The sequence below is a fragment of the Huintestinicola sp. genome (assembly GCF_050874005.1).
Classification (GTDB): Bacteria; Bacillota; Clostridia; order Oscillospirales; family Ruminococcaceae; genus Huintestinicola.
Genome location: NZ_JBNMJV010000003.1, coordinates 1 through 26,296 on the forward strand (window position 1 = coordinate 1; position 26,296 = coordinate 26,296).

Consider the following 26,296-nt stretch of genomic DNA (forward strand, 5'->3'; position numbering starts at 1 on the left):
ATATTCTTTTACCGCTTTCAGCTTTAGTTCTGTTGAATACTTCTTGTTCTTATGACTTCTTCTTGGCATAAAATTACCCCCTTAGTGTAGTCTCGAAATTTTTGTTTTTTCGAGTGTCTACTCTAAGGGGATTATATCAGTGAGCTGGCGGCTATTGCGTTTTCCGATTTCTCCAAATTTGCAAAAATTGAAGAAGGTGAAAACGGCGAGCAGGTCATTATCCTTACCGGTACGGACAGGCTTTCTCCCGATTGCAGGAAGGCGCTGGCTTCGGTCAAGGCAGGCACTAAGGGAATTGAGATAAAGCTTTATGACAAGCTGAGAGCTTTGGAGCTTCTCTGTCGCATTTACGGAATTTACGGCGGCGAGGATATGGCTGAGAAGGACGCTGTTTCCGAGCTGAGAGGGTTATTTGCCGAAAGGAGTGATGTGTTTGGTCCGGGAATTGTCTCTGACACCTAAACAGGAAGAGGTCATGCGCATTTCTACATATGAGCCGAAAAGATGGAACATCTCGGTGGGGGCGGTGCGGTCGGGAAAGACTTTTCTTGACTTTTACCGAATACCAAACAGGATACTTGCTGCCGATGAAAACGGGGCTATCGCTCTGGTGGGAAACACCGAGGGCAGCGTTTCACGAAACATCATTGACCCTATGAGGCAGATGTTCGGGGAAAAGCTGGTGGGGAGGGTCAAAAGCGGCGGCGCGGTAAGGCTTTTCGGGCGTGACTGCTTCATCTTCGGGGCGTTTCGCAGCGGCTGTGCGGACAAGCTTCAGGGTCTGAGCCTTTCCTACTGCTACGGAGACGAGATGACCACCTGGAGCGAGGACGTTTTCAGAATGATAATGTCAAGGCTTGACCGACCCAATTCAATTTTCGACGGCAGCTGCAATCCCGCTTCTCCGGGTCACTGGCTGAAAAAGTTCATTGACGAGGGAGTGAAAAACGGTTCGGTGAGGGCTTCTCAGTTTACCATTGACGATAATCCCAAGCTGCCCGAGAAATTCGTTGAAGGCTTAAAGAGGGATTATGCGGGGTCGGTCTATTACGACAGGTTCATTCTGGGAAAATGGAAAAGCGCCGAGGGGGTCATTTACAGGGATTTTGCGGACGCTCCCGAAAAGTTCATTATCAAAAGGGTAAAGGCGACGGACATCATTATGGCGGACGTGGGGGTGGATTTCGGCGGAAACGGCTCTGCTACGGCGTTTAATCTGACGGGGTACACGGCGGGGTACAAGAGGATAATTACTCTTGACGAGTATTACAGGCAGGGGATAATTTCTCCTGCGGAGCTGGAAAGGGATTTTGTGAGGTTCATTAAAAAATGCTTGAAAAGCTATCCCTGTCTCAGAGACGTTTACTGCGACAGCGCTGAGCAGGTCCTCATAAGGGGACTTGAGAATGCGGCAAGGCGTGAACGTCTCCCCGTAGAGATACACAATGCAAGAAAGGGGGACATCGGGCAGCGCATAAGGTTTTACTCATCGGTGATGAGCGGCGGCAGATACCGCATTGCTGCCAAATGCGTGAACACCATCAAGGCATTCTCCGAGGCGGTATGGGAGTCGGGTGGGACGGACAGGCGGCTTGACGACGGTTCCGTTAATGTGGACAGTCTGGACGCCCAGGAGTATTCCACCGAGAGGAGAATGAGGGAAATTCTTGCGGCGGCAAGGTGATTTACAGGAGGTTTTATGGGTAATATCTTAAACGGGGCGGCGAGGGCTTTCCCCGATACTAAAATTCCCCTTGAAGAGGAATTTTTCAGAAACGTTATTGAAGTGTGTGCGAATATTTACCGTGGCGAGCCGCCCTGGGCTTATGTGAAAAGGTCGGGGCTTTACGGAAAGGGGGAAAGGAGAATTTCTCAGCTGGGGTGCGCTAAAGTCCTTTGCGACAGTCTTGCTTCACTCACTTTTTCAAGTCAGGCGGATATTTTCTGCAAAAGTCCCGTTCAGCAGGAATATGCTATGCGCATTTTGCAGGAGAATGGTTTCTGGGAAAAGGCTCCCGCTTTTTTCAGCAGGGCTTATGCTCTTGGCGGCGGCGCTATGAAAATTTACATTGACGGGGGCAGGGTGTCCATAGATTATATTTCCGCTGAGGATTTTATCCCTGTGGGAAACGGTCGGGGAGGCATCTGCGAGGGCATTTTCGGGAGCAGATTTCTTCGGGGCGGCAGAGAATTTGCCCTTTTCGAGAGGCACGGAATGAAGGACGGTCACGCTGTTATTGACCGCAGGCTTTTTGAAGTTAAGGGCGGTTCTCTTTCCTGCGAGATCCCTGTGGAGGAGGTTTTCGGGGGGCTTTCGGAAAGGTCGGAATATCCGTCAATGGACGTGCCGATGTTTGCCTATTTTCGCCCTGCGGGGGACAACAATTTGTCGGAAGGGTCTCTTTTGGGGCTTAGCTGCTTTGCTAACTGCACCGACACGTTAAAGGCGCTTGACATCGCTTTTGACAGCTTTTCACGGGAATTCGTGCTGGGTCGAAAGAGGATAATCGTGCCGAGCTCCTGCATTCGGACGGTGGTTGACCCCGACACGGGCAGGATAAGCAGGTATTTTGATGCTGACGACGAGGTGTATCAGGCGCTTAAATGCGACGAGGAACAGGACCTCAAGATCACCGACAATACCTGCGAGCTTAGAGTTTCGGAACACGTGGAGGCTATAAATGCGCTGCTGGACATTTTATGCTTTCAGGTGGGGCTGTCCTCGGGCACGCTGTCCTTTAACAGCTCCGCAGGGCTGCGGACGGCTGCGGAGGTCAAAAGTATGGAGACCCGAACCGAAATTACTATGCAGACTAACCGATGTCTGGCGGCGGAGCTTATCGAAAATGCTGTTAAGTGCATTATCCGCTGCGGTCAGATGTGCGGTGCGCTCCCCCTCGAGGAGGTGAATGTGAGGGTGGCGTTCTCGGACAGGCAGACCGTTGACAGGGACGAGATAATTGACAGGAACATAAGGCTTGTTGACGCAGGGCTTATAAGTCGTGTCTCTGCTGTTATGGCGGCTCTGGAATGCTCCGAGGAGGACGCTGTGAGGGAGCTTGAGAAGATCGAAAAGGAAAGGAGTTTACTTAAATGAATGAGGAAATTTTAAAGGAAGAGGTCGTTTCTGAGGTTTCGGAGGAGGAGACTTCGGAAGAAGAGGTTTCCGAGGAAACCAATTCCCGTGAGGAGGAGCTTATGGCTGCTCTTGCGGCGGCGGAAAGCGAGAATGCTTATCTCAAGGCGAAATGCGTTTGCGCCGAGCTGGGTGTTCCCTCGGGTATTACGGAGGACGTTATTTGTCTGGGGCGGTTTTACGCCGAGAGAGACGGGGTGGAGTTTGAAGAGGCGGCAAGAGCTGCATTCGGAAGGATCTCCGCTTCGGGTGGCGGTATCACCACGGGTGTCCCCGGCGAAAAGTCGGGAGGTGAGAGCTTTGCGCTGAGAAAGGCTTTCGGGCTTAAAGGGTAAGCCATAAACATTCCCTAACACATATCAATCATTTTTATTTTTAAATTTACGGAGGTATTTGATCTATGAACACTATTACACTTGCTAAGAAGTACGCATCTCTCCTTGACGAGACCTACAGAGAAAACGCCAAGACTGCTGTGCTTGAGTCTGACGCCGCCCTTGCGAGAGAGGGCGCTAACGCCAATGAGATAGTCATTCCCAAGCTCTCTATGGACGGTCTGGCGGATTATTCCAGAAACAGCGGCTATGTGGACGGAAATGTGAGCCTTACCTGGCAGACTGTTAAGTACAGCTACGAGAGAGGCAGAATGTTCTCCGTGGACGCTATGGACAACGAGGAGAGCCAGAGCATTGCTTTCGGCGCTCTGGCAGGCGAATTTGTAAGAACTAAGGCTGTTCCCGAGCTTGACGCTTTCAGATTTGCTTCCATTGCGGGCACAAGCGGCATTTCCACGGAGTCGGGCGATCTTGCGACAGGCGAGGAGGCTGCGGCTGCCATCAGAAAGGCGGTAAGCGCTATGGACGCTGCGGAGGTGCCTTCCGAGGACAGGATCCTCTTTATCACCCCTGTTCTCAAGGGTATGATAGACGATATGGATACCACTAAGTCAAGAGCTGTTATGGCGGGCTTTGACCAGATCGTAGTGGTTCCTCAGTCAAGATTTTACTCGGCTGTTAAGCTGAACGACGGCGTTTCAAGCGGCGAAGAGGGCGGCGGCTATTCTAAGGCGACAGGCGGCAAGAACATCAATTTTATGATAGTTCACAAGCCTGCGGTAATTCAGTTTACCAAGCACGCACTCCCCAAGATAATCAGTCCTGCCAACAATCCCGACGCTGATTCCTGGAAGTACGGCTACAGAAGCTACGGTCTCTGCTCCGTTTATGCAAACAAGGCGGCAGGCGTTTACTGCCATACTGCTACTGCCTGATTCGAAAATTTTCGGGGAGAAAGGGGGTGTGCTGTTTGATATATCCCGATTATGAATTTTACAGGACGGTTTACGGCGGTTCGGAGGAGGAAGAGGTCATTATGCCCTTTATACGCTGTGCTGCCGATGTTCTCGGGGGTGTTGTACTTAACGGCTATTTTTCACGGGAGGAACAGGTCGAATTTTTCAGGGCGGTCTGCGCTCAGGGAGAATTTATTTCCGAAAATGAGGGGTTTTCTTCGGTGAAGATCGGAGAGTTTTCGGCTGAATATGCAGAGAGCGGTACAATTTGCCAAAGAGCTTTTGCTATTCTTGAAAAGTCGGGGCTTTTATTCAGAGGTGATGTGGAGGTGAGAGTCTGATGCATATGCCGTACAGGCTTCTTGACGGGAGCTGTATTTTAAGGGTCTATGGCGGCGGTGATATTTTCGGTGACAAAGAGGTCGTTTCCGAAAGGCGGCTCGAGAGAGTCCGCATTGAGATATACCGTCAGAAAAATGCGGACAAAAACGGTGAGGCGGTTTTCTCACGGGGCAGGATATTTTATGACTGCGGCAGGAGTGTTCCCGATGAGGCTGTTTTCTCCTCCGGCGGTGAATGCTCGGCGATCATCAGAGGCGAGGAGTTTCGGGTGACGGGGATAAAGTATCATTACTGCGGCGGAAGACTGAGGTTTATTGTGCTGGAGCTGGCAGGCTGAGCCTGCAGCTGTTCGTTCTGCATTTTATTTGGGCGGCATATGGACGGCTCGGTAACGAGACAATAAAATGCCAAAATTTTTAAATTTAAAGAATAAAGTTCGTTTGAAAGGAGGACGAAATGAGAATAGAAAGCAGTGAAAAGCTTTTGGAGGTGCTTTGCGGGGCGGCGGGAGTCGGGGCTTACGGTTCGGGTGAAGTGACTATTTTGCCTAAGAGCGGCGGCGGATTTATGAAGCTGTATGACGGAGGGATAGTTAAGGTCAAGGCTGTTATTTCCGCTTCCGGGTTTACGGGCAGGAGAGAGCTGCTTAATATGGCAGACAGCGCTGCAGACAAGCTTATGGGGTTTTCGGGAGAGGGCATTATTAAAATAAGCTCGCCCTTTCCTGCGGTAATTGCGGCGGCTAAGGAAAACGGGTTTATCCGCATTGAAAAGGATATTGAGATAATTTACAGGGGGTGAGAGTTTGACGGTAGAAGAGGCTTTGAAAAGCTTTGGCGAGGGGGAGTTTCTTGACGAGTTCGGTTATATCCTGGGAATTGATATGTCCGAAAACGGGGATCTGGCGGCAGAAGATTTTACGGCGGTGACCGAGGGAGTATGCGGAATTTCTGCCGATCTGTCCCCGAGGGTGGTCATCAGGGATTTTGTGGACGGTGACAGAGCGGTGCCTGTTTCCGAGAGGGCTGAGATAAGGCTTGATCTCCTGCTTATTTCGGGTGACGGGGTGCAGGAGATGATACTTGATTCGGCTGAGAAAGGAGTTCCTCTGAGGTGCGTTTATATGAGCGGCGGCGGTGTGGCTTTTCTGGGGAATATGCTTGTTTCCGCTGCACCTTCCGCTCCCTCGGAGATTTACGGAATTATGGTCAAGGCGGTTTTTTCCGCTTGTTAAAAGGGGGGTTATTTTTTGGGCGTTTATCTAAAAATTGGCGATATTGATGTGAGCAGGTTTATTACGGCTAACAAATACTCGTCGGTGACTTCTCCCGTTTATGACGAGGAAAGCTCCTTTGTGAACATTTACGGGGAGAAGATACGCACGAGGACGGGTCACGAGGTGACGGTTAAGGCTGTTCTTTCCGATGTGGACGATACTGCGGCGGCAGGGCTTTCGGCGGCTTTTGAAAGCGAAAGCATAAGGGTGAGATATTCCGCTCCCGAGGAAAAAGAGGCGGATTTCTGCGGGGTAAGGCTTGCACTTTCCTTAGACAGGGTCTTTGGCGGAAAACAGTTCTGGACAGCGGACATTGAGCTTCACGCTGCTTTTGTCCCCGAGGACTGTCTTTAGCCTGAATGATTATAATGTCACCATTGGCGGCATCACCGTAAACGGCAGGGATATTGCTTCCATAAAACTTATAAGGCAGAGCGAAAATATGCCCGTTAAGGGTATCGTAAGCTCTGAGCTTATTATGACGGTGCGGACAGCTGAAACCTTTTATCCCAATGCGGCGGTCGATCTTACTGTTTCGGGGGCGGCGGATATGAGCTTCTGTCCCCATTTTATCAGCAGCATAAAAAGGCGTGGGGGACTTGTTACTGTTCGTGCCTTTGACAGAATGAGAATGACCGAAAATGATTTCAGGGACAGCTCTTACAAGGAAGCTGATGAGCCTTATATCACTTCCCAGGTGCTGGGGGATATTGCGGATCAGTGCGGCTTCAAGCCCTGTTCCCTGAGCTTTTCGGCAGTTCCCCGCCTTTATTACAAGGATATTCACGGGAAAAAGATAAGGGAAATTTTAAATCATCTTTCGGAAAACGGGGTTGGGGTATGGTACTGCTCAGATGAGGAGGAGCTGAAATTTACGCCATTTCCCGCTGCTTCGGGCAGCGTGGGAGTCAATACGGCGGACAGCGCTCCCTTGTTCATTCACTCGGAAAAGGGTCCCTTTACGGCGGTATATGCAAAGAACTCCGCTACAGGCGAGGTCTTTTCCGCAGGAAGCGGTTCGGATCACAGAAATATGCTGAAGCTGTCGGGAAAGCTTTTTGACGATAAACTGACAGGAGCGGCAATGTCCCTCATTGCTCAAAAGGTATGGCGCTCATTTTACTGTGCTCACGCAAGTATTTCCGCCGCTCCCTGCGGTCTGACCGAGTTCGTTTTCGGAGATGCTTTCGGGCTTATTTCGGTAAGGACGGAAATTTGCTTCGGGGCTGCTGCGGTCTTTGCAAAGGCGGAAACTGCCGATATATGCGAGGACGAGTCTGATTACACCGATCTTGTGGGGTATGAGCTTCGCAAGCGCATTGAGGCTGACCGGAAATACGGCAGCACGGTGCTTACCCAAAAGGGTGTGGGCTTTACAAGCAGCACGGGGACCGATCTTGGAGAGGCGGATATCTCATTTTTCTCTGCCATAGGCGACAAAGTGACGGAATTTGACGGGGCTATGTTGGACGGTGTTATGCCCGACATAATTTCTGCTGTTTCCGACACCGCAACTAAATTCGTTTACGGAAATACAGCTTACATTTTAAGCTATGATGAAAACGAGGACGGCTCGAAAAACAACATCAGGCTTACAAAGGAGGAAAGCGAGTGAGTTTTATTGCAGGATATATTCTGGGGGGCTGCGGAAGGGTCAGAGAGATCGACCCGAGAGTAAAAAAGCTTGACGAGACCCCCACGCTCCGGAAATTCGATATTGCAGACGGGTGGGACGTGCGTGTGAAGATCGCTTCCGATGTGGATAATATGCAGTTTTTCAAGTTCGGTGAAATCCACGGGGGAATAGTTGACTATATCACTATGTGGTCAATTTACTACTGCGTTTATCTGAACAACAAATTTAAATATGCAACCTGCTTTACAAATTTCTGGACTAAAAGGCACGAGAATTACCAGAACCTTGACGTTCCCCAAAGACTGTACGGTATTTACGAATATTCGGGGTTTCTTATTACTTCGGGGGAAATGACTGTAAATAAAGGAGGGTCTAATTTTTTACGCATTGACGTTGAAGGTACCTACATTAAAAGCGAAACGCCTTACAGCTGGACAAACGACTCGGACCGCATTAAAGGTGAAACATCGACTACTATGGGTACATTTACTCATTCAAAAAATGATTTCGGCGGAAGTCAGTACAATGGGAATTATATCATCAACGGCGATGGGGACGATTTTCTGCAGTCTGTCTACGGGCTGTATGCGGTATGCAGAAGCTGCGCAGGTTAACAAAGGAGGGTGCTTTATGGAAGAAATTGTTCTGGTAAGGGGAGATACCCTGAAGCTGTACATTGAGAGTATCATAACATCTGACGGGAGCGAGTACGTCCTTTCGGACACGGACGTGATATATATTGATCTGAAAAAGGAGGACGATCCCGAAACGGCGGTACTTCACAAGGAAGTGACTGCAGCAGATCGCTCGGAAGAGGGACTGCCTATCGTACTTTTTCCCTGTGAAACGGCAGATATCCCTTTTGGCAATTATGTTTTTGACGTTCGGCTGGTAATGGACGAGGATAATATATTCACCATTATTCCGGCGACAAGACTGAAAATTGTCCGCAATATTACAGGGATACCGAGGGGGTGATGATATGGCTTTGGCTGAAAAGACTTTGACGGGAAGTATTTCACAAGTCTCGCTCACGGGCGTGATGAACGTTTCGGCAGGACTTACGGGAAACCTGGATACGGGGCAAAAGACTTCCGCTAATGATTACAATACTCTCATAAACAAGCCGAAGATAAACGGCGCTGTGCTTATCTCGGACAGCTCGTTTGAAGATCTGGGAGATCACGTTCTGACAAATGATGAGATTCTTGAAATACTAATAAAGGCAGGATTTTAAAGGGGGAACTGTATGAAAACATACACAAGGCTTGACGGCGGCGGTCTGCTTTTCCTGTCACAGCAGTTAAAAAAACAGATAGACAATTCGGCTGTTACTGTCGACAGCATTATTTCCGCTGACAGCACAAATGACTGCGCCGCAGGAAGCAGGGCTGTTTATGATCTGGTGACTGCCGCCGCTTCGGAATGTGTGCAGGAAGTCGATATGCAAGCTGTTTCTGACACGGAAATTGCAGAGATAGCGAAACGGGTATGGGGATGATGAGTATGAGTGGTTATAATTATTTGGATAAGGCAGGGATTCAGGCGGTATTTGAAGAGGTAAAGAAAAGGACATCAAATATCAATCTGCTGATAAATCCCGATTTCAGCATAAATCAGCGTGGGATCTCGGGGGCTTTTTCCGATACAGGGAAATATTTTGTTGACAGGTGGCGATTGGTATCGGGAACGGTCACGGTCAACTCGGACGGGACGTTAACGCTGGACGGTTCTATTTGTCAGCCGTTGGAAAATTCCGTGGGAACAAATGTCACCGCAAGCGTTTCGGCAGGCACGGCGGTTTATGACGATACTGCAAAAACATTTACCATTACGGGAAACGGTGATGTCATTTCGTGGGCAAAGCTGGAAACAGGCAGCGCTGCAACGGATTTTTCGCCGCCCGACCCCGCAGCGGAACTGATGAAATGCTATCGTTATTTTTATAGGATAGGAAGGGGTATTGCAAATCCAAACCAAAATGCAAATGTCAGCAGGATCAGCTATCAGAAAACATCTGCTAAATATGCCGGTTGTACAATACGGTTTCCGATTGAAATGCGGGTAGCCCCCACGGCTACAATTAGCGGAACGCCGTGGTGTTTCCGATTATTTACAAATGATGCGGCTAATGCAGTTGTGGCAGGTGCAGACAGCGTTAATTTAACGTTACAGAAATGCGGATATGATATTAGAATAACAAACGACTATTTTGCAAACGCTGTTGATGGATTTATCGCCCCGATTTACACAACGGGATATACCGATTTTGACGCAGAAATTTATTGATTGGGGGAATATATATGCGTGTTTTTATTAAAACTGACAGCCAGGATCGGATAACTGCTGTTAATTCCGAAATTTTCATTTCCGATTTGTCGGGGTGGACGGAGATCGACAGCGGTGACGGGGACAGATTTGTCCACGCCCAGGGAAATTACCTGCCAAAATCTGTCATTGATGATAACGGCATTTACCGTTACAAATACGTAAACGGCGAAATATCAGAACGTTCCGCCGATGAAATGGCGGCGGATATGCCTGAAGATACGCCTGTGGCGCCTTCAAACGCTGAACTTGCCGCAGCAATTGCGGAACTTGCGGGGGTGATAATGAGTGGTTAAAATCTATATTTACTGCATTAAATGCGGAAAACTGACTATCGACGATGTGCCTGAAAAATGGCGTGAGGAAGTGAGAAAGGAGCTGGCAGCGTAAAATGGACAGATTTACGGAATTTATGAAAATTATTTTCGGCAGTATCGTTACCGCTGTTTCGGGGTTTTTAGGCGGTATGGACGGGATAATGTATGCGCTTATACTGTTTATCAGCGCCGATTACATAACGGGTGTGGCTGTGGCGGTAAAGCAGAAGAAATTATCCTCCGAGGTGGGATTCTGGGGACTTGTTCGAAAGGGGTGTATCCTTCTGCTTATCGGCATCGCTCACTACATTGACAAATGCGTTTTATGCAGCGGTGATGTGACGAGGACGGTAACGGCGATGTATTACATAGGCAACGAGGGGATTTCGGTGCTGGAAAACTGTACTTCTCTGGGTCTGCCATTGCCGCCAAAACTCATAGATGTGCTTGAGCAGATAAGAAGTTCCGGAAAGGGTGATGTGAAATGAAAATAACCGAGATGTTTTTAACGCCGAATAAGTACAGCCGCCCGGGAATAAGGCTTGAGAGGGTGACAAAAATTGCGGTGCATTATGTGGGTAATCCCAAGTCTACAGCAAAAAACAATAGAGATTATTTTGAAAATCTCAAGGACACCCACGAGAGATATGTCTCGGCACATTTTGTTATCGGACTTGAGGGCGAGATTATCCAGTGCATTCCGCTGAATGAATGGTCATACTGCACCAATCAGGCAAACGGCTACAGCATAAGCATTGAATGCTGTCACCCCGACAGCACGGGTAAATTCAACAAGGCGACTGAGGACAGCCTTGCAGAGCTTTGCGCTTACCTTTGCCGCAAATTCGGGCTGACTGCCGATGACATTATCCGCCATTACGATGTGACGGGGAAGCATTGTCCCTTATGGTATGTCTCTCACCCCGAGGATTTTATGGCTCTCAAAGATAAGGTGCGTTCGGCTTTATCCGTAAGTTCAGAAGCCCCGAAGCAGAAAATGTATTATGTGCAGGTGGGGGCTTTCGGCTCCAAAGAAAATGCCGATAGATTTCTAAAATCGGTGAAAAAAGATTATCCCGAGGCTTTTATCAAGGTTATGTGACAAAATTCCTGCGGTCTCTTTTTTAGAGAGACCGCAGGGAATTTTTTGGTATCCGAAACAATATTAAATTATTTTCCGGATTTCTCTTGTAATTCCCGAAATTATAATGTATAATTAAAGTGTATATTTATTTCTCAAAAAGGAAATTTGCTATGAATGAAACTGTGCTTGATTATTTTATAAAGGCTCTGGTGCTGTTTACGGCTGTTCCCGTTCACGAGTGCGCCCACGCCTGGGTGGCTGAAAAAATGGGAGACGATACGGGCAGAAAGCAGGGGCGCATTACCCTTAATCCCTTTGCCCACCTTACTCTCTGGGGCTCCCTGATGATGATACTTGTGGGCTTCGGCTGGGGCAAGCCCGTTAGCGTTGACCCAAGAAATTTCAAGAACCCCAAAAAGGGTATGGTGCTTACCTCCCTTGCAGGACCTGCTTCAAATTTTATTATGGCGTTTCTGGCTATGATAGTTTACAAGGTGCTGGCGATCACAGGCGTTGTAAAGGACAACAGCACTATGCAGATGGTGGCTATGGTATTTCTGTATGTCACAATTATAAACATCTCCCTTGCGGTGTTCAATTTCCTGCCCATACCGCCCCTGGACGGCTCTAAGATCTTTAATGCCGTGCTCCCCGAAAAGTGGTATTTTACCATAATGCGGTATGAAAATATTATATTTATCGTGCTTATTATCCTGGTCTATTCGGGACTGCTTGACGCTCCGCTGGGCTTTTTGCAAGGTAAGGTCATTGACATTATGGACTTCCTTACACGCTGGGTGGACTATATTATGATAGCTGTTACGGCAGGCGTATCGGTATGAGCATTTCATTCAAGCTTGAGGTGTTTGAAGGTCCCCTGGACCTGCTGCTGCACCTTATCTCAAAGCACAAGCTGAACATCAACGACATTCCCATAATGACTCTTGTGGAGCAGTATCTTGACTATATTTCCCATATGGCGGAGCAGGATATGGAAATTGCCGGAGAATTTCTGGAAATGGCAGCAAGGCTCATTTACATCAAGACAGTTTCCCTGCTGCCCCGTAAGGAAGAAGCGGAAACTCTGAAAAAAGAGCTTGAGGGCAGGCTTATCGAGTATTCCCTTTGCAAGGCGGCTGCCGAACTTATGAGGGAAAAGTATCTTGGCGACGCTTACAGCGTTAAAAAGCCGATGGAGATAGAGGTCGACAGCACCTACAGCCGCACCCACGACCCTATGGAACTTGTGAAAGCCTATCGGGGTATGGAGATAAAGAAGGAAAAAAAGCCCCCCGAGCTTGCTCCTTCGGCTTTTTCAAAGATAGTTTCAAAGAAATTCGTTTCCGTTTCCTCAAAGATAGTAACGGTTTTAAAAATGCTCTACAAAGAGGGAAAATGCTCTCTTGAGGGAATATTTTCGGAAATTACCGACCGCTCGGAGAGAGTGGCGGCGTTTCTTGCGGTGCTTGAACTTACCAAAACGGGGCGGATACTTTTGAATGACGACAACACCGAGGTAACGTTCAACACGGCTTCGGATATTGACTTTAATGAAAACACCGTTTCCGAGTGGGAAAAGGAGGAGAGCGAAAATGAAGCTGACAAGTAAGGCTGCCGCAATGGAGGCTGTGCTGTTTGCCTGCGGAGACCCTGTTGAGCCCGAAAGGCTTTCTTCTGCGATAGGCATTGAAAAAGGGGCACTATCCCAGCTTGCGGATATGTTAAATGACGCTTACTCCGAAAATCACAGCTCCCTTACCGTTCTGAGACTTGGGGGAAGCTATCAGCTTGCGGTGCAGACAGAGTATTACGACTGCGTTAAAGCGGCGGCGGAAAATAAAAAGAACGCTCCTCTGTCCCCTGCGGCTATGGAGGTGCTTACCATAATCGCCTACAATCAGCCCGTTACCAAAAGCTTTGTGGAGCATATACGTGGGATAGACAGCTCCAGCGTGGTAAATTCTCTGGTGGAGAAAAATCTCCTTGAGGAAGCGGGCAGGCTTGATGTTCCCGGACGTCCCATAGCCTATAAGACCACTCCCGTATTCCTGCGGTGCTTCGGGCTGCAGTCAATAGACGACCTTCCCCCTCTCCCGGGACACGTGAAGGAGGATTTCGACACTCTCCTTACAGATGAGCCCGGGCTTACCGATGAGGACGACTCATCGGCACAGGAAGGGACTGCCGAATGACTGCGCTTATCATAATAGCCGCCCTGATACTTATTATCCTGCTTACGGTGAATATCCCCGTTGAGGCGTATATCAGATTTTACGGCGGCAAGGCTGATATAAAGGTAAAATTCCTTTTTCTGAGCCTTTATCCCCGAAAGGAAAAGCCGCCGAAAAAGAAAAAGCGGCGAAAGGACAAGCCGCCAAAGGAAATGCCGCCCCCCGTTTCGGAAAATATTCCGGAGGAGGACAACACCGAAGATACGCCGCAGGAGTATAGTCCCCCGAAGGCCGATTCGGTTCAGGCGGAAGAGTCAACCGAAAATGAAAGCATTTCCTCAAAAGAAGAAAGCTTATCAGATAAGAAAAAGCCACCCAAGGAGGAAAAACTCCCTCTCCTTGAGCGGATAAGCGCAAAGCTTGACGAGCTTACCGAAAAGAAAAACTCGGTAATGCTCCTTATCGAGCTTGTGACCGAACCTCTCAAACGCTTCGGCAGCAAGATACGCATTGACGATGTTATCATCGACTTTGCCGCCGCCGACGAGGACGCCGCAAAGGCTGCCATATCCTACGGTACTATCGGTGCGGCGGTGTATGACGGCATATCATTCCTGCGATGCTTTGTGGGAATGTCGGTGCGGTCCATAAATATAAGCTGTCTTTACAACACCCCTGCCGATAAGAGCAGATATGATGGGGAATGTAAAGTCCGTCTCAGACCTGCAAGCCTTATAAATGCGGTATTTGCCGTAGGCTTCGGATATATATCAAACAAGAAAAAATACTCTCCTGTTATGGAGCTTTTTAGGAAAGGATAATTAAAATGGACACAAAGGTAAAAGAACTCATTACCGCTTCTATGGACAAGATCCACGAAATGGCTGACGCAAACACTATTATGGGCAAGCCTGTCAAGCTTGACGGCGGCGTTACCATTATCCCCGTTTCAAAGGTATCATATGGCTTTGCGGGGGGCGGCTCTGACCTTCCCAGCAAGACCGACAAGGAGCTTTTCGGCGGTGCCAGCGGCGCAGGAATTACCGTTACGCCTCTTGGCTTCCTCGTTGTATCAAACGGCGAAGTTCAGCTTATGCAGATGAATCTTGACGTTTCCACATCTTCCGCTATTGTAAATATGGTTCCCGAGGTATTTAACAAGGTGGCAGGTCTTTTCAAAAAAGACAAGAATGAGGACAAGATAAAGGATAAAAAGACTGCCGACATTGCCGACCCCCGTGACACCGATGATATCGAACTGCCCGAGGAAATGATAGAAAGCGGTATGACCGACGGCGTGGATTTCGATTTCAAAGACTGACATTTTCAAATGCCCCCGAGCATAATAATATATCATTATGAACTGCACGGGGGAATGAACAAATGAAAATAAAAAGGGTGTGCGCCCTGCTAACGGCGGCGGTCATTACGTTTATCTGCTCCGCAGGGGTATTTGCCGCAAATACAAAGCCTGCTCCGGGAGATATTTCCGCAAAGGCGGCTGTGCTCATAGAGGCTTCAACGGGCAATGTCTTGTGGGGCAAATGCGAAAGGGAACGGCTGCCGATGGCAAGCACCACCAAAATAATGTCAACTTTACTCACCCTTGAAAGCGGCGACCTTGACTCCGAATTTGTGGTGGACAGCGATGCTGTAAAGACGGAAGGCTCCTCAATGGGGCTGAGAGAGGGCGACATTGTTTCAAAGCGTGACCTGTGCATAGGTATGCTCCTGCCCTCGGGAAACGATGCGGCAAACTGTGCGGCGGTACGGGTAGGCGGCTCATTTGAAGGCTTTGCGGATATGATGAATGCAAAGGCTTCAAAGCTTGGAATGACCTCCACCCATTTCGTGACTCCCTCGGGGCTTCACGATGACAAGCACTATTCTACAGCGGCAGATATGGCTTTGCTTACGTCATATGCCCTGAAAAATCCCGATTTCAGAGAGATTTGCTCCTCAAAAACAATGAAGCTGCAGTTCGGCAATCCCCCTTTTGACAGGTGGCTTACCAATACAAACAAGCTTCTGAGCAAATATGAGGGCTGTATCGGCGTTAAGACGGGCTTTACCGATGAAGCGGGGCGGTGCCTTGTATCGGCGGCGGAGAAAAACGGCGTAACGCTTATCTGTGTGACCCTCAATGCCCCCGATGACTGGAACGACCACGCAAAGCTTTTTGACTACGGCTTTAGTGTAACAGAAAGCGTGAACATCGGCTCAAAGACCTATTCCTGCAATGCTGTGGGCGGAGACAGGGACAGCATAACTCTTGTGACCCAAAGGGACATTATCCTGCCGAAAATTAACGGAGAAACAGTAAGTGCCGAATTTACGGCGGCTGTCCCGCAGATGATATACGCCCCCGTTTCCGAGGGCGAGATACTCGGGCTTCTGACCGTAAAAAGCGGCGGCAGGGTAATTGACGAGATACCGCTCATATCGGCGGAAAGCCTGCTCCAAAAGGGCGGAGAGGGCTATGAACCGCCCCTTATCACCAAAGCCCTTGATTATGTAAAGGAACTTTTATTTAAATAAAAAAGGAAAAATGCTATGGAAAAAATAAGACTTCAGAAAATTCTGTCCGACAGCGGAATATGTTCCCGAAGAAAAGCGGAGGAGCTTATTTCTCAGGGACTTGTCAAGGTAAACGGCAAGGTCGCTAAGCTTGGAGACAAGGCAAATGACAGGGACGTTATCATAGTAAACGGCGAAAGAGTCCGCTACTCCAAAAAGCGGAGAAAGATATACATTATGCTCAACAAGCCTCGTGGATATGTTACTACAATGTCCGACGAGTTGGACAGACGGTGCGTTACCGAGCTTCTTGAGGGCGTTGAGGACAGAGTATATCCCGTAGGAAGGCTTGACCGCAACTCCGAGGGACTGCTTCTTTTCACCAATGACGGCAAATTCGCCAACGATATTATGCACCCCAGCCGCCATATCAGCAAGACCTATCGTGTCACCGTACACTCGAAGATAACCGACGAACAGATAGTAAATCTCACCGAGGGAGTGGAGCTGGACGGAAGAATGACCCTCCCCGCAACGGTAAATGTAGAGCTTGACACTCCCGAAAGAAGCGTTATGCGCATTACCATCAGAGAGGGTAGAAACAGGCAGATACGCCGTATGTGCGAGGCTGTGGGACTTGAGGTAGTTAGGCTCCGCAGAACTTCCATAGGTCCCGTAAAGCTTGGAATGCTAAAGCCCGGTGCGTGGCGTGAGCTTACCGCCGAGGAGCTGAGAGCGCTGAGAAATGCGGTAGGAAAAGAATAAAAAAATTCGGCTTCGGAGCCTCCGAAGCCGTTAGTTTTGTGCTTATCTCTTTTTGAAATTGCCCGAATAATATGTATTTACCGCCTCATTCTTGATAAGTATGAGAATGGAGATAACGTTCAGGGCAACGGCGGCAATGCCGAAAATGATATGTATGATACCGTCGCTGATACTGTTGTTAAAGGTAAAGAGTACCAGTCCCACGCCTGCGTATATCAGAGCGCATACAGCATATATGGAAACGGACAGCATTTTAACGTGCTTTGACTTTATAAGCAGCATCAGCGCCGCAAGGAGCATAAAGGGTGCAACATAGGTAAACCACTGATAATCGCCCCAGTTAAGCTGAGTAAAGCAGATAGCTGCCGAAGCAAGACCCATAATTATGGGGATAATGGAAATTGTAAAGCCCTTTTTTGCGATCTTGAGCCGTTTTTCCTCAAGAAGCCTGTTGGCGATGTTCTGGCTGGCACGGGCGTTGAAATTCTCGGGGCGCTTGCCAAGGTCTTCGTTAAGGCGCTGACGGAGTATCCTCTTCTGATCGTCGTCAAGATGATCCTTCTCCACCAGATCCTCCGCCTGATTTTCGGGAGCTTTGTATTCGCTGCTGAGGTCGTCTAAGACGGGACCGCTGCCCACTTCCATAGTCAGGTCGTTCATCTTGATGGCTTCCCTCATATTTCGGGCAGATTCCTCACGGCCCGAGCGAATAGGCTTCACGCTGGCAGTAAGATCCTCAAGAACAAGACTGCTTGTGTCGGGTTCCTCAAGATCGTAATTATCCGTAAAATCAAAGGTATCGTCAGTACCGTCGTCCTCGGGCGGCTCCTCCTCGATAACGAAATTATCATCGGCAGGCTTCTCCTCTTTCTTTATCTCGGGAAGAGGGGGAAGTTCGAAATCATCATCGGTCTTTATCTCGTCAAGCTTGTCGGGAACAGATTCCGAATCCGCATTTTTAAGTTTGTCGGCAGAAACTTCATCTTTAATGGCGTCAAGAGAATTATCCACGGTTTTTTCGGGCAGAGGAGGAAGCTCTGCATCTATCTCCTTGTCGGAAAGCTCCTTGTCAAGCTTCTCCACGCTTTCCGAAAGCTTCACAGGGCGTTTTGGAAGAGGAGGAAGCTCAAAATCATCTATTAAGTCGGGGTTTACGTTAAGAATATCATTTTCGGGCATATATCAAACAGTCCTTTCAGATAAATTAAGCGTCTCCCACGGTGATAGCCTCGGGGAATACGTTAGATGTGCTGTCCTGCATAAATGTTGTATTGACGTAGCCACGTATAATGGCACCGTCGATAACGGAAATTGTTGAAGCGGTGATATCGCCCACGATAATGGCGTCGTTCTTGAACTCTGCCTTGCCGCCGACTTCCACATTTCCCTGTATCCTTCCGTTAAGGTCGAGATACTGGGTGTCAATATCGCCTAAAAGGATACTGTCGTGGTCGATCTGTACCTGACCCTTGGAGGAAATGCTACCCTGCATCTGAGCGCCTGCCATAACGGCGTTGTTGCACTCGATGTTGCCGACCACCTTGCCCGAAACGGCAATATTCTTGGTGAGCTTGATATTTCCCTGAACGCTGCCCTCAACATTGATATTGGCAAATGAACTGATGTCGCCGCTTATGCGTGTGTTACGGGAAATAACGGTGGTCTCCTCGGTCTCGTAATACGGGGTCTCAGGCGGTCTGCCGCCTCTGAACGCCGAACCTCCTGAAGGAGTTCTTGGCGGAGGATTATAGCCGCCGCCGTAGCTTGGACGGCTGACAGGGGGCGGAGACGGAGGAGGAGGCGCAAAGCTGTCCGCCGCAGTCTGATATTCAAATCTGCCGTAATTCTCTGCAGGAGCCTCAGGCTCGGAAGCTGGCTCGTTAATGACCGAATCCTCTCCGAAGGGGTCGGCGCTGCGCTGATTATGTACAGCATTCCTGAAATCCTCGGCAGAGGGCTGAGCTGCCTCGGAATAGTCCGTGCCGTAGCTTTCGGCAGGGGTTTCCGCACCGGGAGCAAGACTTTCGCCGAAACCGCCTGGAACGGCAGTCTCGCCCATAAATTTATCCACCTCGGTCTTTTTACGGGAGCCTTTGGAAAGGTTATCGCCAACAAGACCGTCTTTTTTCAGTATCTCTTTAACGGCCTGATTAAAGTTATCCTTTAAGCTCATTTTATTCTCATCCTTCCATAAACGGATATATTTTTTATATTACGGTATTTTCCGTATAAGCCTTGAATGAATAGCCCTGAGAGGTCATATCGGAAATAATGTCCTCAACGGTGTATACTGTATTTTGATCGCTGCTGCCGCCGTGAAGGAGCACCACGCTTCCCTTTTCCGCTACTTTGTTGCGGAAAACACGGGAGGTCACTCTGTCATATATCTCCTGCCAGCCGCTGTCGGGCGCCCTGTCATCGGAAATAACATTGTATTCGCAGTAAACAAATCCACGTCTTTCAAGCTCGCCGGTTATCTCCAGTCTGGTCTCGGCAGTCATTTCTGCGCTGTCGGGTATCCGGTAAAGAACGGGAGCTGTTCCCGAAAGCTCGGCAATACCGCTGTACAAGGCGTAAAAATCCGCAAGATAGCTCTGAGCGTCTGCATAGGACTTGTCCGCTCCCGCAAGCACTCCCAGAGAATTTCCTCTCGAAGCCGCAAGCCTTACCGTATCGCCGTCATCAGCGCTGCACTCGGCGGTGTCAAGGAAAAAAGCTGCGTGAGCGTTCTGACGGTCAAGGATAATAAGCAGGTCAGCCATATTCGGGGAAGGGTCTCCCTCAAAGGTGAGGAAAACGTCTCTTGCCGCCGCCCGGACGGGACTTCCCGAACGGGTAACTGTCATTTCGGGATAAAGCAGGGATATGTCAGATGTTTCCGACGAGGCAGAAATTGTTTCCTCTGAAACAATTTGCTCAGAAACAGTTTCCGAAGTAACTGTCCCGCTCACGGAAGAAGTCTCCTCCGTGAAAACACCTGCGTTCGCAGGGATATCATTCTCCGCCCCGGAAAGACTGCTGCCTCTGCGGATAACGGACTCTATCTCCTCAAGGGTATAGCCCTCTGCGGTCATCTGAGAAATATGCTCCTCAATGGTCATAGGTTCCTTTTCTTCGTTTTCGAGCTTATGGCACTTGACTCCGAAGAAGACCGCCAGCAGGGTGGCAATGCCTATCCAGCCGAAAACCACCGTCAGGATAAGGTGTCTGAAAAATTTAACGCTTCCGAAATACATATAATATCTTTCGGGGAATAAGCCCCGCTCCTTTCGGCATATATATGACCCGCAGCATTTTCCTGACTGTTCGGGACACGGGTCGTCAGCACAGATATACTCAATAATAATAATACACCTTTTTCGCAGTTATGTCAACAGAATATGAGCAAAAAAAATAACCAAATTCCGTCATAAATTCCGTTATCTTCCCTGAACATTTTTTAATCTGATTTTAATAAATTACAATTCCTGTTTTAATTCAGATATGATATAGTAATAAAGTCGTGTGCTTCCGCTGTAATATATTGCTAAAATCTGAGCGCAGCTTTAAAAAACTTTGTGCATTAAGGCGATTGAAAAATAATTCTTTATGTAGTATTATTGTATTATGACAATAATACAGAGCAAAGGAGGACAGTAATGCACTGGGTATTTACGCCCGACGCACCCATCTATATACAGGTGGTACGGCAGCTTGAGCAGATGATAGCCTCGGGAATGCTTGCTCCGGGCGACAGACTTTTGCCGGTAAGGGAATTTGCCTCTCAGGCAAACGTCAATCCCAACACAATGCAGAAGGCTCTCACCGAACTGGAAAACCGTGGCATTGTCTATTCAAAAAGAACATCGGGGCGGTTCATCACCGACGACCCCGAGCGTATCTCAAAGCTGAGAGAGGAGCTTGCCGAAAAGGAAATAGCGTCGTTCCTCGGCGCAATGAAGCGTCTGGGGTACTCGGAGAGCGAAGCTGCAAGGCTTATCTCCGAAAGAAATTCAGCTCGGGAGCAGACCGAACCAACATAACGGAAAGATTTGTCAGTAAGAAAGGAAACGTGTTATGAGCAAAGAAAAGAAAGCGGGCAAAAAAGGCTCGAAGATCAAGATCATTATTATAATCGCCGTGCTGGCGCTTATCGCCGCATTCATCATTATGATGATAAGCAGTGCGTCAATGATGTCGGGAATGACAATGTCCGATACATTCCCCCTTGAAAAGAAAACAATCGAAAACAAAGTCTCCGTCAGCGGACTTGTGGAGAGCCAGAACTTTACACAGGTAAGCGCAAAGCTCGGATATAACGTGGAAAGCATAAACGTTGAGGTCGGCGACACGGTCAAGGCAGGAGATGTGCTTGCCGTGCTCGATTCCAGCGATCTTCAGGATCAGATACTCCAGCAGCAGAGCACCATCGACAGCAGCAACGCAAACACCGAGTATTCTCTCAGCACCGCCGAGAAGAATTACAACGAGGCTCTTGCGCAGATAAACGACGGCTCCTATCCTGAGATAAGAAATGCAAAGCTTTCTCTTGACAATGCTGAGGAAGCTCTCAGAAAAGCACAGGATAAATATGACGAGCAGCTTGAGATACAGGGCAGCGACCGTGACAGCCAGCTTGTAAGCGCAAAGAAGAGCGTTGAGTCCGCAGCATATGAGCTTGAATGTGCAAAGGCAGATTACCTTGAAGCGAAGGAAGACAAGGAAAACGAGGATTACAGCGACATCAAGGCATTAAAGGAAGCTTACGATGACGCAAAGAAGGAATATGACAGCCGCCACAGCTCAATAAAGAACGAAGAACTGAGGAAGGCAAGAGAAGCCTACGAGACTGCTCTTTCCAACTATACATATTTCTCCTCAATGCTTGAATACGACGCATCTTCCGTCTCTGCCGCAACCGTAACAGACGCTCAGCAGAAGCTTTCCGAAGCAAAGAGCGCTCTTGCCGAGCTTGAAGCGAAATACGACGTTAAGACCACCGAGAACACCTATGAGGACGCTCTTGAGGCATACACAAAGGCAAAGGCAGACATCGACTCCGCAAATTCCGTAGCTCTGAAAAACGCCGAGCGCACCTACGAGCGTGCAAAGGTAAGCTATGAGAATGCACAGAACACCCTGAAGTCCATTGAAGACGGCAACGACACCTCCATCAAGAACTACAAGGAAGCTGTAGACGACGCTCAGACCGCATATGACACCGCAAAAGAAAGCTATGAGCTTGCTCTCAAGAACGCAGATTCCTCTCTTGCAACCCTCAAGGCACAGGCAGACAGGGAAAAGGTACTTTCCGCAAACGATTCTCAGCTCATAAATCTTGAGATACTCAAAGATAAGCTTGATGACTGCGTTATCAAGGCACCCTGCGACGGTACTGTAACAGCCGTAAACGCCGTTGAAGGCACCCCTGCAGCAGGCACCCTGTTCATCATCGAGGATCTTGACAACCTCCAGATGAGAGCTACAGTAAAGGAATATAACGTAAGCACATTAAAGCCCGATATGAAGGTAACAGTAACTATCCCCTCTCTGGGCAATGCCGAATTTGACGGCGTTATCAGCAAGATAGCCCCCACAGGCGTAAAGGCAGCAAACGGCAAGAGCGACGGCACCGCATCATTTGAGGTGGAAGTTCTCATTCACGGCACAAAGGATAAGGGCGTCCTGATCGGAATGACCGCAAAGTGCACAGCTGTAACAGGCAGCGCCGAAGATGTTTTTGCCGTTACCTATGACGCAATAGTAGAGGACGCAGACGGACAGAGCTATGTTTACACCGCCGATATGATAGAGGGCGGAAACGGCACCGCAACCGCAAGAAGAATAAATGTTGAAACAGGCTTTGAAAGCGACGCAGAGGTTGAAATTTTCTCCGACGAGCTTACCGAGGGTATGGAGCTTATCTCCAACGCAGGCGACGTGACCGACGGCGGAATGGTGATCATCACCAGCGCTCTTGGCGCAGCAGTACAGAGCGCAGCTGCGGCTGAATAATGCGGGGTGACTTGCAATGAAGAAAAACATCACCCCTCCCTCTTACAGCTACGGGAGCGCCACAGTACCAGAGGAAGCCTCAAAATACGTTATCTGTGCCAAGGATATCGTAAAAAGCTTCTATTTGGGCACACCCAACGAGCTGGAGATACTTCACGGTATGACCTTTAACGTCCCCAAGGGAGAATTTGTCTCTATCGTGGGACAGTCAGGTTCGGGAAAATCCACCCTTATGAATATAATCGGCGCCCTTGACCGTCCCACCTCGGGCAGCTATTTCCTTGACGGAGTGGACGTATCGAGAGCCAACGACAAGGAGCTTTCGGCTATCAGAAACAAGCAGATAGGATTTGTGTTCCAGACCTTCAACCTTATCGCAAGGACATCGGCACTCAAAAACATCGAGCTGCCTATGCTCTACGGCGGCATACCCGCAAAGCAGCGCCGTGAAAGAGCAAAAGAGCTGCTTGAGATAGTGGAGATGTCCGACCGTGCGGGTCATATGCCCAACGAGCTTTCGGGCGGTCAGAAACAGCGTATCGCCATTGCAAGAGCTATGGCGAATGACCCTGCAATAATCCTTGCCGATGAGCCTACGGGCGCTCTCGACAGCAAAACAGGCCGCCTTGTAATGGACCTTTTCCATAAGCTCCACAAGGAGCAGGGCAAGACTATCGTCCTCATCACCCATAACAATGAGCTTGCGGAGGAAACTGACAGGATAATCACCATCTCCGACGGCAACATCATCGGAGACACTGGAAACCGCAATAAACCTAAGGAGGCGGAGGCATAATGGGATTTCTTGAAAACATAGCTCTCGCTTTCTCGGGACTTCGCTCCAACAAAATGAGAGCATTCCTCACGATGCTGGGAATCATCATCGGCATCGGCTCGGTCATCGCCATAAGCACCCTGGGAAGCATTATGGAAAACAGTGTAATGGACATTTTCAACTCTCAGGGCGGTGCAAATCTTGTTGGCTTTCAGCTTTCTATGAAAGACGATGCCGCAAGAGATTATTATATGGCCGAGGACCTGATGACAGGTGAAATGGTAAAGGACGTTGAGCAGAAATTTGCCGATGATATTGACGTTACTATCCTTAATGCAGGCACATCATCGGGCAAAATGAATATCCGCCGCAAGGATTACGACATCACCCTTTACGGCGTAAATGCAGGCTACATCAAACAGAGCATGCAGAAAATGGTGGCAGGACGCTATGTCACCGCCAAGGACTGCGAGCAGTACCGCAGCACAGCCGTTATCTCCGACAAGCAGGCAAGAAAGCTTTTCGGCTCTGAAAGAGGTGCCGTGGGCAAGACCATATCCGTTACGGTAAGCGACGGAAATATGATAGACCTTACTATCGTAGGCGTTTATCAGTATCAGCTGTCGGGAATGATGTCGGCAATGGTCAATATGATGGGCGATGACTGGAACGGCGAAATTTATATGCCCTACACCACCTACAACCGTTTCCAAGGCATAAACGATGACCAATTTTTCTACTTCAACGTAAACACCAAGACAGGCGTTGACGCTGACAGCTTCTGTAAAGATGTTCAGGAATATCTTAACAATACCTACTACCGTGACAATGACTCGATGGAGATATTCTACCAGACAGCACAGTCACAGATGGATATGATAAGCGAAGTTCTCGGAATGCTCCAGCTTGCCATTTCGGTAATTGCGGGAATATCACTCCTTGTAGGCGGCATCGGCGTTATGAACATAATGCTTGTTTCGGTAACTGAGAGAACAAGGGAGATCGGCGTAAGAAAGGCTATGGGCGCACCCAATTCCGCTATCAGAATGCAGTTTATAGTTGAGTCCATAATCATCTGCCTTATCGGCGGCGTTATCGGAATACTCTTCGGAATACTGCTTGGAAACATCGCAGGACTTATCGTGGGAACAACAGCGTCCCCCACTCTCGGTTCCATAGTCCTTGCAGTAGGCTTCTCAATGGCAATAGGCGTATTCTTCGGCTATTACCCCGCAAATCGTGCTGCAAAGCTCGACCCCATTGAGGCTCTCAGATACGAATAAGCAGGCTGGCAGGCTGAGCCTGCAGCCAGACGTTCTATAATTTGTTCGGGCAGCAGGCGGGTGGCTCGGTAACGATACAAATACGTATCCCTGCCAAATCACTCAGACCCTTCCACCACTCCGCTCGTTAATTAAACGGGCGGAGTTTTTTGGGTCAAATCTATTGACATTTCCCACAAAATAATGTATAATAAAACACATAAATATGGCGGAACGCAACAAGCGTGTCTTCCAAAGGAAAGGGTGGTCATAATTATGGCTTCAAAATACGCAGGTACACAGACCGAAAAAAACCTTGAGGCAGCTTTCGCAGGCGAGTCTCAGGCAAGAAACAAGTATACATATTTTTCTTCCGTTGCAAAGAAAGAGGGCTTTGAGCAGATAGCTGCAATTTTCCTCAAGACCGCCGACAACGAGAAGGAGCACGCAAAAATGTGGTTCAAGGAGCTTCAGGGAATAGGCAATACCGCCGATAACCTTGCAGCCGCAGCCGACGGAGAGAATTACGAGTGGACAGATATGTACGAAGGATTTGCAAAGACTGCCGAGGAGGAAGGCTTCCCCGAGCTTGCAAAGAAATTCCGTATGGTTGGCGAGATCGAGAAGCGCCACGAGGAGCGTTACCGTGCTCTGCTTAAAAACGTTGAGACCGCCGCTGTATTTGAAAAGAGCGAGGTCAAGGTATGGGAGTGCCGCAACTGCGGACATATCGTAGTAGGCACCAAGGCACCCGAGGTCTGCCCCGTATGCAATCACCCCCAGAGCTACTTTGAGGTAAGCTGCGACAATTTCTAAATTAAAACGATTTATGCGTGTCTCTCCCCTTTGAAATGAACGGGGAGAGACTTTTTTCATTTGTGGCTCGGCAATGTTTGATATGATCGACATATTACAATTTATAGGGCAGCTCGTTTCTATCGTTACCGAGCCTTCAGCCTGCCGCCCGAAAAAATTACAGAACGTCTCGCTGCGGGTCGTCACCCGCCAGATTACAATTTGTAGGGCTGATAAACATCAAAAAGTCAAAAAAATCCGCACAGCATTAGGCTGTACGGACAAAAATATCCCGCAGGGAAACCCCTGCGGGATATCAGCTTGTCGATAAAGTGCTATTATAAAAAATATTGCACAAACAAGGTCATAGTAAAAGTTTCGTCCACCTTTTCAAAGGTGGCAGGGGTCAAGGGGGCTGCGCCCCCTTGTCGCCGTCCGCAGACGGCGAAATCTCCTTTATCCTTCAAGAACGGAGCAAGGGGTGAGAAATGCGACAGCATTTCGAGGGGAAGGCATATTGTGAAGCAAGCTTCACACGACCGCCTCCCCTTGTAGAGCGCTCAAACAAATTTGCCCTCAAAAACGTTCCGGTGGAACGTTTTTGACG

At 48.8% G+C, this 26,296-nt stretch carries 35 protein-coding genes; 32 read left to right on the forward strand and 3 right to left on the reverse strand.

Annotated features, from left to right (window positions below; all coding sequences use genetic code 11):
- Positions 1-327 precede the first annotated feature (327 nt).
- The 27 genes from ACR0QN_RS01725 to ACR0QN_RS01855 all read left to right on the forward strand — a co-directional run bounded on the left by ACR0QN_RS01725 (position 328) and on the right by ACR0QN_RS01855 (position 16,863).
- Positions 328-462, forward strand: coding sequence for a hypothetical protein (locus ACR0QN_RS01725; RefSeq protein WP_432649464.1), 135 nt, complete (start codon positions 328-330; stop codon positions 460-462).
- Between the two features lie 13 nt (positions 463-475).
- Positions 476-1,684 (forward strand): PBSX family phage terminase large subunit, encoded by a 1,209-nt coding sequence (locus ACR0QN_RS01730; RefSeq protein ID WP_432649465.1) that lies wholly within the window; start codon positions 476-478, stop codon positions 1,682-1,684.
- A 15-nt stretch (positions 1,685-1,699) separates the two neighbouring features.
- Positions 1,700-3,097, forward strand: a complete 1,398-nt coding sequence (locus tag ACR0QN_RS01735; protein ID WP_432649466.1) for a phage portal protein — start codon at positions 1,700-1,702, stop codon at positions 3,095-3,097.
- A complete protein-coding gene (locus ACR0QN_RS01740; protein WP_432649467.1) occupies positions 3,094-3,471 on the forward strand; it encodes a hypothetical protein in 378 nt (125 codons plus the stop codon). The genes ACR0QN_RS01735 and ACR0QN_RS01740 overlap by 4 nt, the downstream gene beginning before the upstream one ends.
- 65 nt (positions 3,472-3,536) lie before the next feature.
- Entirely contained in the window at positions 3,537-4,406 is an 870-nt protein-coding gene (locus ACR0QN_RS01745) for a hypothetical protein (RefSeq protein ID WP_432649468.1), read from the forward strand.
- A 35-nt stretch (positions 4,407-4,441) separates the two neighbouring features.
- A complete protein-coding gene (locus ACR0QN_RS01750; protein ID WP_432649469.1) occupies positions 4,442-4,768 on the forward strand; it encodes a hypothetical protein in 327 nt (108 codons plus the stop codon).
- A gap of 5 nt (positions 4,769-4,773) precedes the next feature.
- Positions 4,774-5,106, forward strand: coding sequence for a putative minor capsid protein (locus ACR0QN_RS01755; protein ID WP_432649470.1), 333 nt, complete (start codon positions 4,774-4,776; stop codon positions 5,104-5,106).
- Between the two features lie 119 nt (positions 5,107-5,225).
- Positions 5,226-5,570, forward strand: a complete 345-nt coding sequence (locus ACR0QN_RS01760; protein WP_432649471.1) for a hypothetical protein — start codon at positions 5,226-5,228, stop codon at positions 5,568-5,570.
- 4 nt (positions 5,571-5,574) lie between these two features.
- Complete coding sequence (locus ACR0QN_RS01765; RefSeq protein ID WP_432649472.1) at positions 5,575-6,003, forward strand: hypothetical protein; 429 nt, start codon at positions 5,575-5,577, stop codon at positions 6,001-6,003.
- Between the two features lie 15 nt (positions 6,004-6,018).
- On the forward strand, positions 6,019-6,399 hold the full coding sequence (locus ACR0QN_RS01770) for a hypothetical protein (RefSeq protein WP_432649473.1): 381 nt from the start codon (positions 6,019-6,021) through the stop codon (positions 6,397-6,399).
- Entirely contained in the window at positions 6,359-7,660 is a 1,302-nt protein-coding gene (locus tag ACR0QN_RS01775) for a hypothetical protein (protein ID WP_432649474.1), read from the forward strand. The genes ACR0QN_RS01770 and ACR0QN_RS01775 overlap by 41 nt, the downstream gene beginning before the upstream one ends.
- Positions 7,657-8,295, forward strand: coding sequence for a hypothetical protein (locus ACR0QN_RS01780; RefSeq protein ID WP_432649475.1), 639 nt, complete (start codon positions 7,657-7,659; stop codon positions 8,293-8,295). The genes ACR0QN_RS01775 and ACR0QN_RS01780 overlap by 4 nt, the downstream gene beginning before the upstream one ends.
- Before the next feature lie 16 nt (positions 8,296-8,311).
- The gene (locus ACR0QN_RS01785) at positions 8,312-8,659 is read left to right on the forward strand and encodes a hypothetical protein (protein ID WP_432649476.1); all 348 of its coding nucleotides are present in this window, start codon (positions 8,312-8,314) and stop codon (positions 8,657-8,659) included.
- Between the two features lie 4 nt (positions 8,660-8,663).
- A complete protein-coding gene (locus ACR0QN_RS01790; protein ID WP_432649477.1) occupies positions 8,664-8,918 on the forward strand; it encodes a hypothetical protein in 255 nt (84 codons plus the stop codon).
- Positions 8,919-8,930: 12 nt separating this feature from the next.
- Positions 8,931-9,182, forward strand: coding sequence for a hypothetical protein (locus tag ACR0QN_RS01795; RefSeq protein ID WP_432649478.1), 252 nt, complete (start codon positions 8,931-8,933; stop codon positions 9,180-9,182).
- Positions 9,183-9,205: 23 nt separating this feature from the next.
- Positions 9,206-9,970, forward strand: a complete 765-nt coding sequence (locus ACR0QN_RS01800) for a hypothetical protein (protein WP_432649479.1) — start codon at positions 9,206-9,208, stop codon at positions 9,968-9,970.
- Between the two features lie 14 nt (positions 9,971-9,984).
- Positions 9,985-10,305 (forward strand): hypothetical protein, encoded by a 321-nt coding sequence (locus ACR0QN_RS01805; RefSeq protein ID WP_432649480.1) that lies wholly within the window; start codon positions 9,985-9,987, stop codon positions 10,303-10,305.
- On the forward strand, positions 10,298-10,399 hold the full coding sequence (locus ACR0QN_RS01810) for a CD1375 family protein (protein WP_432649481.1): 102 nt from the start codon (positions 10,298-10,300) through the stop codon (positions 10,397-10,399). The genes ACR0QN_RS01805 and ACR0QN_RS01810 overlap by 8 nt, the downstream gene beginning before the upstream one ends.
- Position 10,400: 1 nt before the next feature.
- A complete protein-coding gene (locus tag ACR0QN_RS01815; RefSeq protein WP_432649482.1) occupies positions 10,401-10,814 on the forward strand; it encodes a phage holin family protein in 414 nt (137 codons plus the stop codon).
- Positions 10,811-11,428, forward strand: a complete 618-nt coding sequence (locus ACR0QN_RS01820; protein ID WP_432649483.1) for an N-acetylmuramoyl-L-alanine amidase — start codon at positions 10,811-10,813, stop codon at positions 11,426-11,428. Before ACR0QN_RS01815 ends, ACR0QN_RS01820 begins: the two co-directional genes overlap by 4 nt.
- A gap of 152 nt (positions 11,429-11,580) precedes the next feature.
- Positions 11,581-12,252 (forward strand): site-2 protease family protein, encoded by a 672-nt coding sequence (locus ACR0QN_RS01825; protein ID WP_432649484.1) that lies wholly within the window; start codon positions 11,581-11,583, stop codon positions 12,250-12,252.
- Complete coding sequence (locus ACR0QN_RS01830; RefSeq protein ID WP_432649485.1) at positions 12,249-13,019, forward strand: segregation and condensation protein A; 771 nt, start codon at positions 12,249-12,251, stop codon at positions 13,017-13,019. The genes ACR0QN_RS01825 and ACR0QN_RS01830 overlap by 4 nt, the downstream gene beginning before the upstream one ends.
- Positions 13,003-13,602, forward strand: a complete 600-nt coding sequence (gene scpB / locus ACR0QN_RS01835; protein ID WP_432649486.1) for an SMC-Scp complex subunit ScpB — start codon at positions 13,003-13,005, stop codon at positions 13,600-13,602. Before ACR0QN_RS01830 ends, scpB begins: the two co-directional genes overlap by 17 nt.
- Positions 13,599-14,402: a hypothetical protein gene (locus ACR0QN_RS01840; RefSeq protein WP_432649487.1), complete on the forward strand. Its 804-nt coding sequence runs from the start codon at positions 13,599-13,601 to the stop codon at positions 14,400-14,402. The genes scpB and ACR0QN_RS01840 overlap by 4 nt, the downstream gene beginning before the upstream one ends.
- A 5-nt stretch (positions 14,403-14,407) precedes the next feature.
- Complete coding sequence (locus ACR0QN_RS01845; protein ID WP_432649488.1) at positions 14,408-14,902, forward strand: GerW family sporulation protein; 495 nt, start codon at positions 14,408-14,410, stop codon at positions 14,900-14,902.
- Positions 14,903-14,964: 62 nt separating this feature from the next.
- Positions 14,965-16,119, forward strand: coding sequence for a D-alanyl-D-alanine carboxypeptidase family protein (locus tag ACR0QN_RS01850; RefSeq protein WP_432649489.1), 1,155 nt, complete (start codon positions 14,965-14,967; stop codon positions 16,117-16,119).
- Between the two features lie 15 nt (positions 16,120-16,134).
- Positions 16,135-16,863 (forward strand): pseudouridine synthase, encoded by a 729-nt coding sequence (locus ACR0QN_RS01855; protein WP_432649490.1) that lies wholly within the window; start codon positions 16,135-16,137, stop codon positions 16,861-16,863.
- Between the two features lie 42 nt (positions 16,864-16,905).
- On the opposite strand, the gene ACR0QN_RS01860 is transcribed toward ACR0QN_RS01855, so the two are convergent.
- From ACR0QN_RS01860 to ACR0QN_RS01870, 3 genes are read right to left on the reverse strand one after another with little or no spacing between them, the layout of a single operon-like run.
- Positions 16,906-18,042 carry a hypothetical protein gene (locus ACR0QN_RS01860; protein ID WP_432649491.1) on the reverse strand — a complete coding sequence of 379 codons (1,137 nt, stop codon included), beginning with the start codon at positions 18,040-18,042 and terminating at the stop codon, positions 16,906-16,908.
- Between the two features lie 25 nt (positions 18,043-18,067).
- Positions 18,068-19,036, reverse strand: coding sequence for a bactofilin family protein (locus ACR0QN_RS01865; RefSeq protein WP_432649492.1), 969 nt, complete (start codon positions 19,034-19,036; stop codon positions 18,068-18,070).
- A 34-nt stretch (positions 19,037-19,070) separates the two neighbouring features.
- Positions 19,071-20,099 carry a hypothetical protein gene (locus ACR0QN_RS01870; protein ID WP_432649493.1) on the reverse strand — a complete coding sequence of 343 codons (1,029 nt, stop codon included), beginning with the start codon at positions 20,097-20,099 and terminating at the stop codon, positions 19,071-19,073.
- 402 nt (positions 20,100-20,501) lie between these two features.
- On the opposite strand from ACR0QN_RS01870, the gene ACR0QN_RS01875 reads away from it, so the two are divergent.
- The 5 genes from ACR0QN_RS01875 to rbr all read left to right on the forward strand — a co-directional run bounded on the left by ACR0QN_RS01875 (position 20,502) and on the right by rbr (position 25,710).
- Positions 20,502-20,885: a GntR family transcriptional regulator gene (locus ACR0QN_RS01875; protein WP_432649494.1), complete on the forward strand. Its 384-nt coding sequence runs from the start codon at positions 20,502-20,504 to the stop codon at positions 20,883-20,885.
- 34 nt (positions 20,886-20,919) lie between these two features.
- Positions 20,920-22,857: an efflux RND transporter periplasmic adaptor subunit gene (locus tag ACR0QN_RS01880; protein ID WP_432649495.1), complete on the forward strand. Its 1,938-nt coding sequence runs from the start codon at positions 20,920-20,922 to the stop codon at positions 22,855-22,857.
- Positions 22,858-22,873: 16 nt separating this feature from the next.
- Complete coding sequence (locus ACR0QN_RS01885; RefSeq protein WP_432649496.1) at positions 22,874-23,653, forward strand: ABC transporter ATP-binding protein; 780 nt, start codon at positions 22,874-22,876, stop codon at positions 23,651-23,653.
- Positions 23,653-24,915 carry an ABC transporter permease gene (locus tag ACR0QN_RS01890; RefSeq protein ID WP_432649497.1) on the forward strand — a complete coding sequence of 421 codons (1,263 nt, stop codon included), beginning with the start codon at positions 23,653-23,655 and terminating at the stop codon, positions 24,913-24,915. The genes ACR0QN_RS01885 and ACR0QN_RS01890 overlap by 1 nt, the downstream gene beginning before the upstream one ends.
- Positions 24,916-25,170: 255 nt before the next feature.
- Positions 25,171-25,710: a rubrerythrin gene (gene rbr / locus ACR0QN_RS01895; RefSeq protein WP_432649498.1), complete on the forward strand. Its 540-nt coding sequence runs from the start codon at positions 25,171-25,173 to the stop codon at positions 25,708-25,710.
- Positions 25,711-26,296 lie beyond the last annotated feature (586 nt).

What these genes read in the sequence shown, in the direction of transcription:
- ACR0QN_RS01730 (WP_432649465.1), top strand. Translation starts at nt 476, where the DNA reads ATGCGCATTTCTACATATGAGCCGAAAAGATGGAACATCTCGGTGGGG.
- ACR0QN_RS01735 (WP_432649466.1), top strand. Translation starts at nt 1,700, where the DNA reads ATGGGTAATATCTTAAACGGGGCGGCGAGGGCTTTCCCCGATACTAAA.
- ACR0QN_RS01740 (WP_432649467.1), top strand. Translation starts at nt 3,094, where the DNA reads ATGAATGAGGAAATTTTAAAGGAAGAGGTCGTTTCTGAGGTTTCGGAG.
- ACR0QN_RS01745 (WP_432649468.1), top strand. Translation starts at nt 3,537, where the DNA reads ATGAACACTATTACACTTGCTAAGAAGTACGCATCTCTCCTTGACGAG.
- ACR0QN_RS01755 (WP_432649470.1), top strand. Translation starts at nt 4,774, where the DNA reads ATGCCGTACAGGCTTCTTGACGGGAGCTGTATTTTAAGGGTCTATGGC.
- ACR0QN_RS01760 (WP_432649471.1), top strand. Translation starts at nt 5,226, where the DNA reads ATGAGAATAGAAAGCAGTGAAAAGCTTTTGGAGGTGCTTTGCGGGGCG.
- ACR0QN_RS01785 (WP_432649476.1), top strand. Translation starts at nt 8,312, where the DNA reads ATGGAAGAAATTGTTCTGGTAAGGGGAGATACCCTGAAGCTGTACATT.
- ACR0QN_RS01790 (WP_432649477.1), top strand. Translation starts at nt 8,664, where the DNA reads ATGGCTTTGGCTGAAAAGACTTTGACGGGAAGTATTTCACAAGTCTCG.
- ACR0QN_RS01795 (WP_432649478.1), top strand. Translation starts at nt 8,931, where the DNA reads ATGAAAACATACACAAGGCTTGACGGCGGCGGTCTGCTTTTCCTGTCA.
- ACR0QN_RS01805 (WP_432649480.1), top strand. Translation starts at nt 9,985, where the DNA reads ATGCGTGTTTTTATTAAAACTGACAGCCAGGATCGGATAACTGCTGTT.
- ACR0QN_RS01815 (WP_432649482.1), top strand. Translation starts at nt 10,401, where the DNA reads ATGGACAGATTTACGGAATTTATGAAAATTATTTTCGGCAGTATCGTT.
- ACR0QN_RS01820 (WP_432649483.1), top strand. Translation starts at nt 10,811, where the DNA reads ATGAAAATAACCGAGATGTTTTTAACGCCGAATAAGTACAGCCGCCCG.
- ACR0QN_RS01825 (WP_432649484.1), top strand. Translation starts at nt 11,581, where the DNA reads ATGAATGAAACTGTGCTTGATTATTTTATAAAGGCTCTGGTGCTGTTT.
- ACR0QN_RS01830 (WP_432649485.1), top strand. Translation starts at nt 12,249, where the DNA reads ATGAGCATTTCATTCAAGCTTGAGGTGTTTGAAGGTCCCCTGGACCTG.
- scpB (WP_432649486.1), top strand. Translation starts at nt 13,003, where the DNA reads ATGAAGCTGACAAGTAAGGCTGCCGCAATGGAGGCTGTGCTGTTTGCC.
- ACR0QN_RS01840 (WP_432649487.1), top strand. Translation starts at nt 13,599, where the DNA reads ATGACTGCGCTTATCATAATAGCCGCCCTGATACTTATTATCCTGCTT.
- ACR0QN_RS01845 (WP_432649488.1), top strand. Translation starts at nt 14,408, where the DNA reads ATGGACACAAAGGTAAAAGAACTCATTACCGCTTCTATGGACAAGATC.
- ACR0QN_RS01850 (WP_432649489.1), top strand. Translation starts at nt 14,965, where the DNA reads ATGAAAATAAAAAGGGTGTGCGCCCTGCTAACGGCGGCGGTCATTACG.
- ACR0QN_RS01855 (WP_432649490.1), top strand. Translation starts at nt 16,135, where the DNA reads ATGGAAAAAATAAGACTTCAGAAAATTCTGTCCGACAGCGGAATATGT.
- ACR0QN_RS01860 (WP_432649491.1), bottom strand. Translation starts at nt 18,042, where the DNA reads ATGCCCGAAAATGATATTCTTAACGTAAACCCCGACTTAATAGATGAT.
- ACR0QN_RS01865 (WP_432649492.1), bottom strand. Translation starts at nt 19,036, where the DNA reads ATGAGCTTAAAGGATAACTTTAATCAGGCCGTTAAAGAGATACTGAAA.
- ACR0QN_RS01870 (WP_432649493.1), bottom strand. Translation starts at nt 20,099, where the DNA reads ATGTATTTCGGAAGCGTTAAATTTTTCAGACACCTTATCCTGACGGTG.
- ACR0QN_RS01875 (WP_432649494.1), top strand. Translation starts at nt 20,502, where the DNA reads ATGCACTGGGTATTTACGCCCGACGCACCCATCTATATACAGGTGGTA.
- ACR0QN_RS01880 (WP_432649495.1), top strand. Translation starts at nt 20,920, where the DNA reads ATGAGCAAAGAAAAGAAAGCGGGCAAAAAAGGCTCGAAGATCAAGATC.
- ACR0QN_RS01885 (WP_432649496.1), top strand. Translation starts at nt 22,874, where the DNA reads ATGAAGAAAAACATCACCCCTCCCTCTTACAGCTACGGGAGCGCCACA.
- ACR0QN_RS01890 (WP_432649497.1), top strand. Translation starts at nt 23,653, where the DNA reads ATGGGATTTCTTGAAAACATAGCTCTCGCTTTCTCGGGACTTCGCTCC.
- rbr (WP_432649498.1), top strand. Translation starts at nt 25,171, where the DNA reads ATGGCTTCAAAATACGCAGGTACACAGACCGAAAAAAACCTTGAGGCA.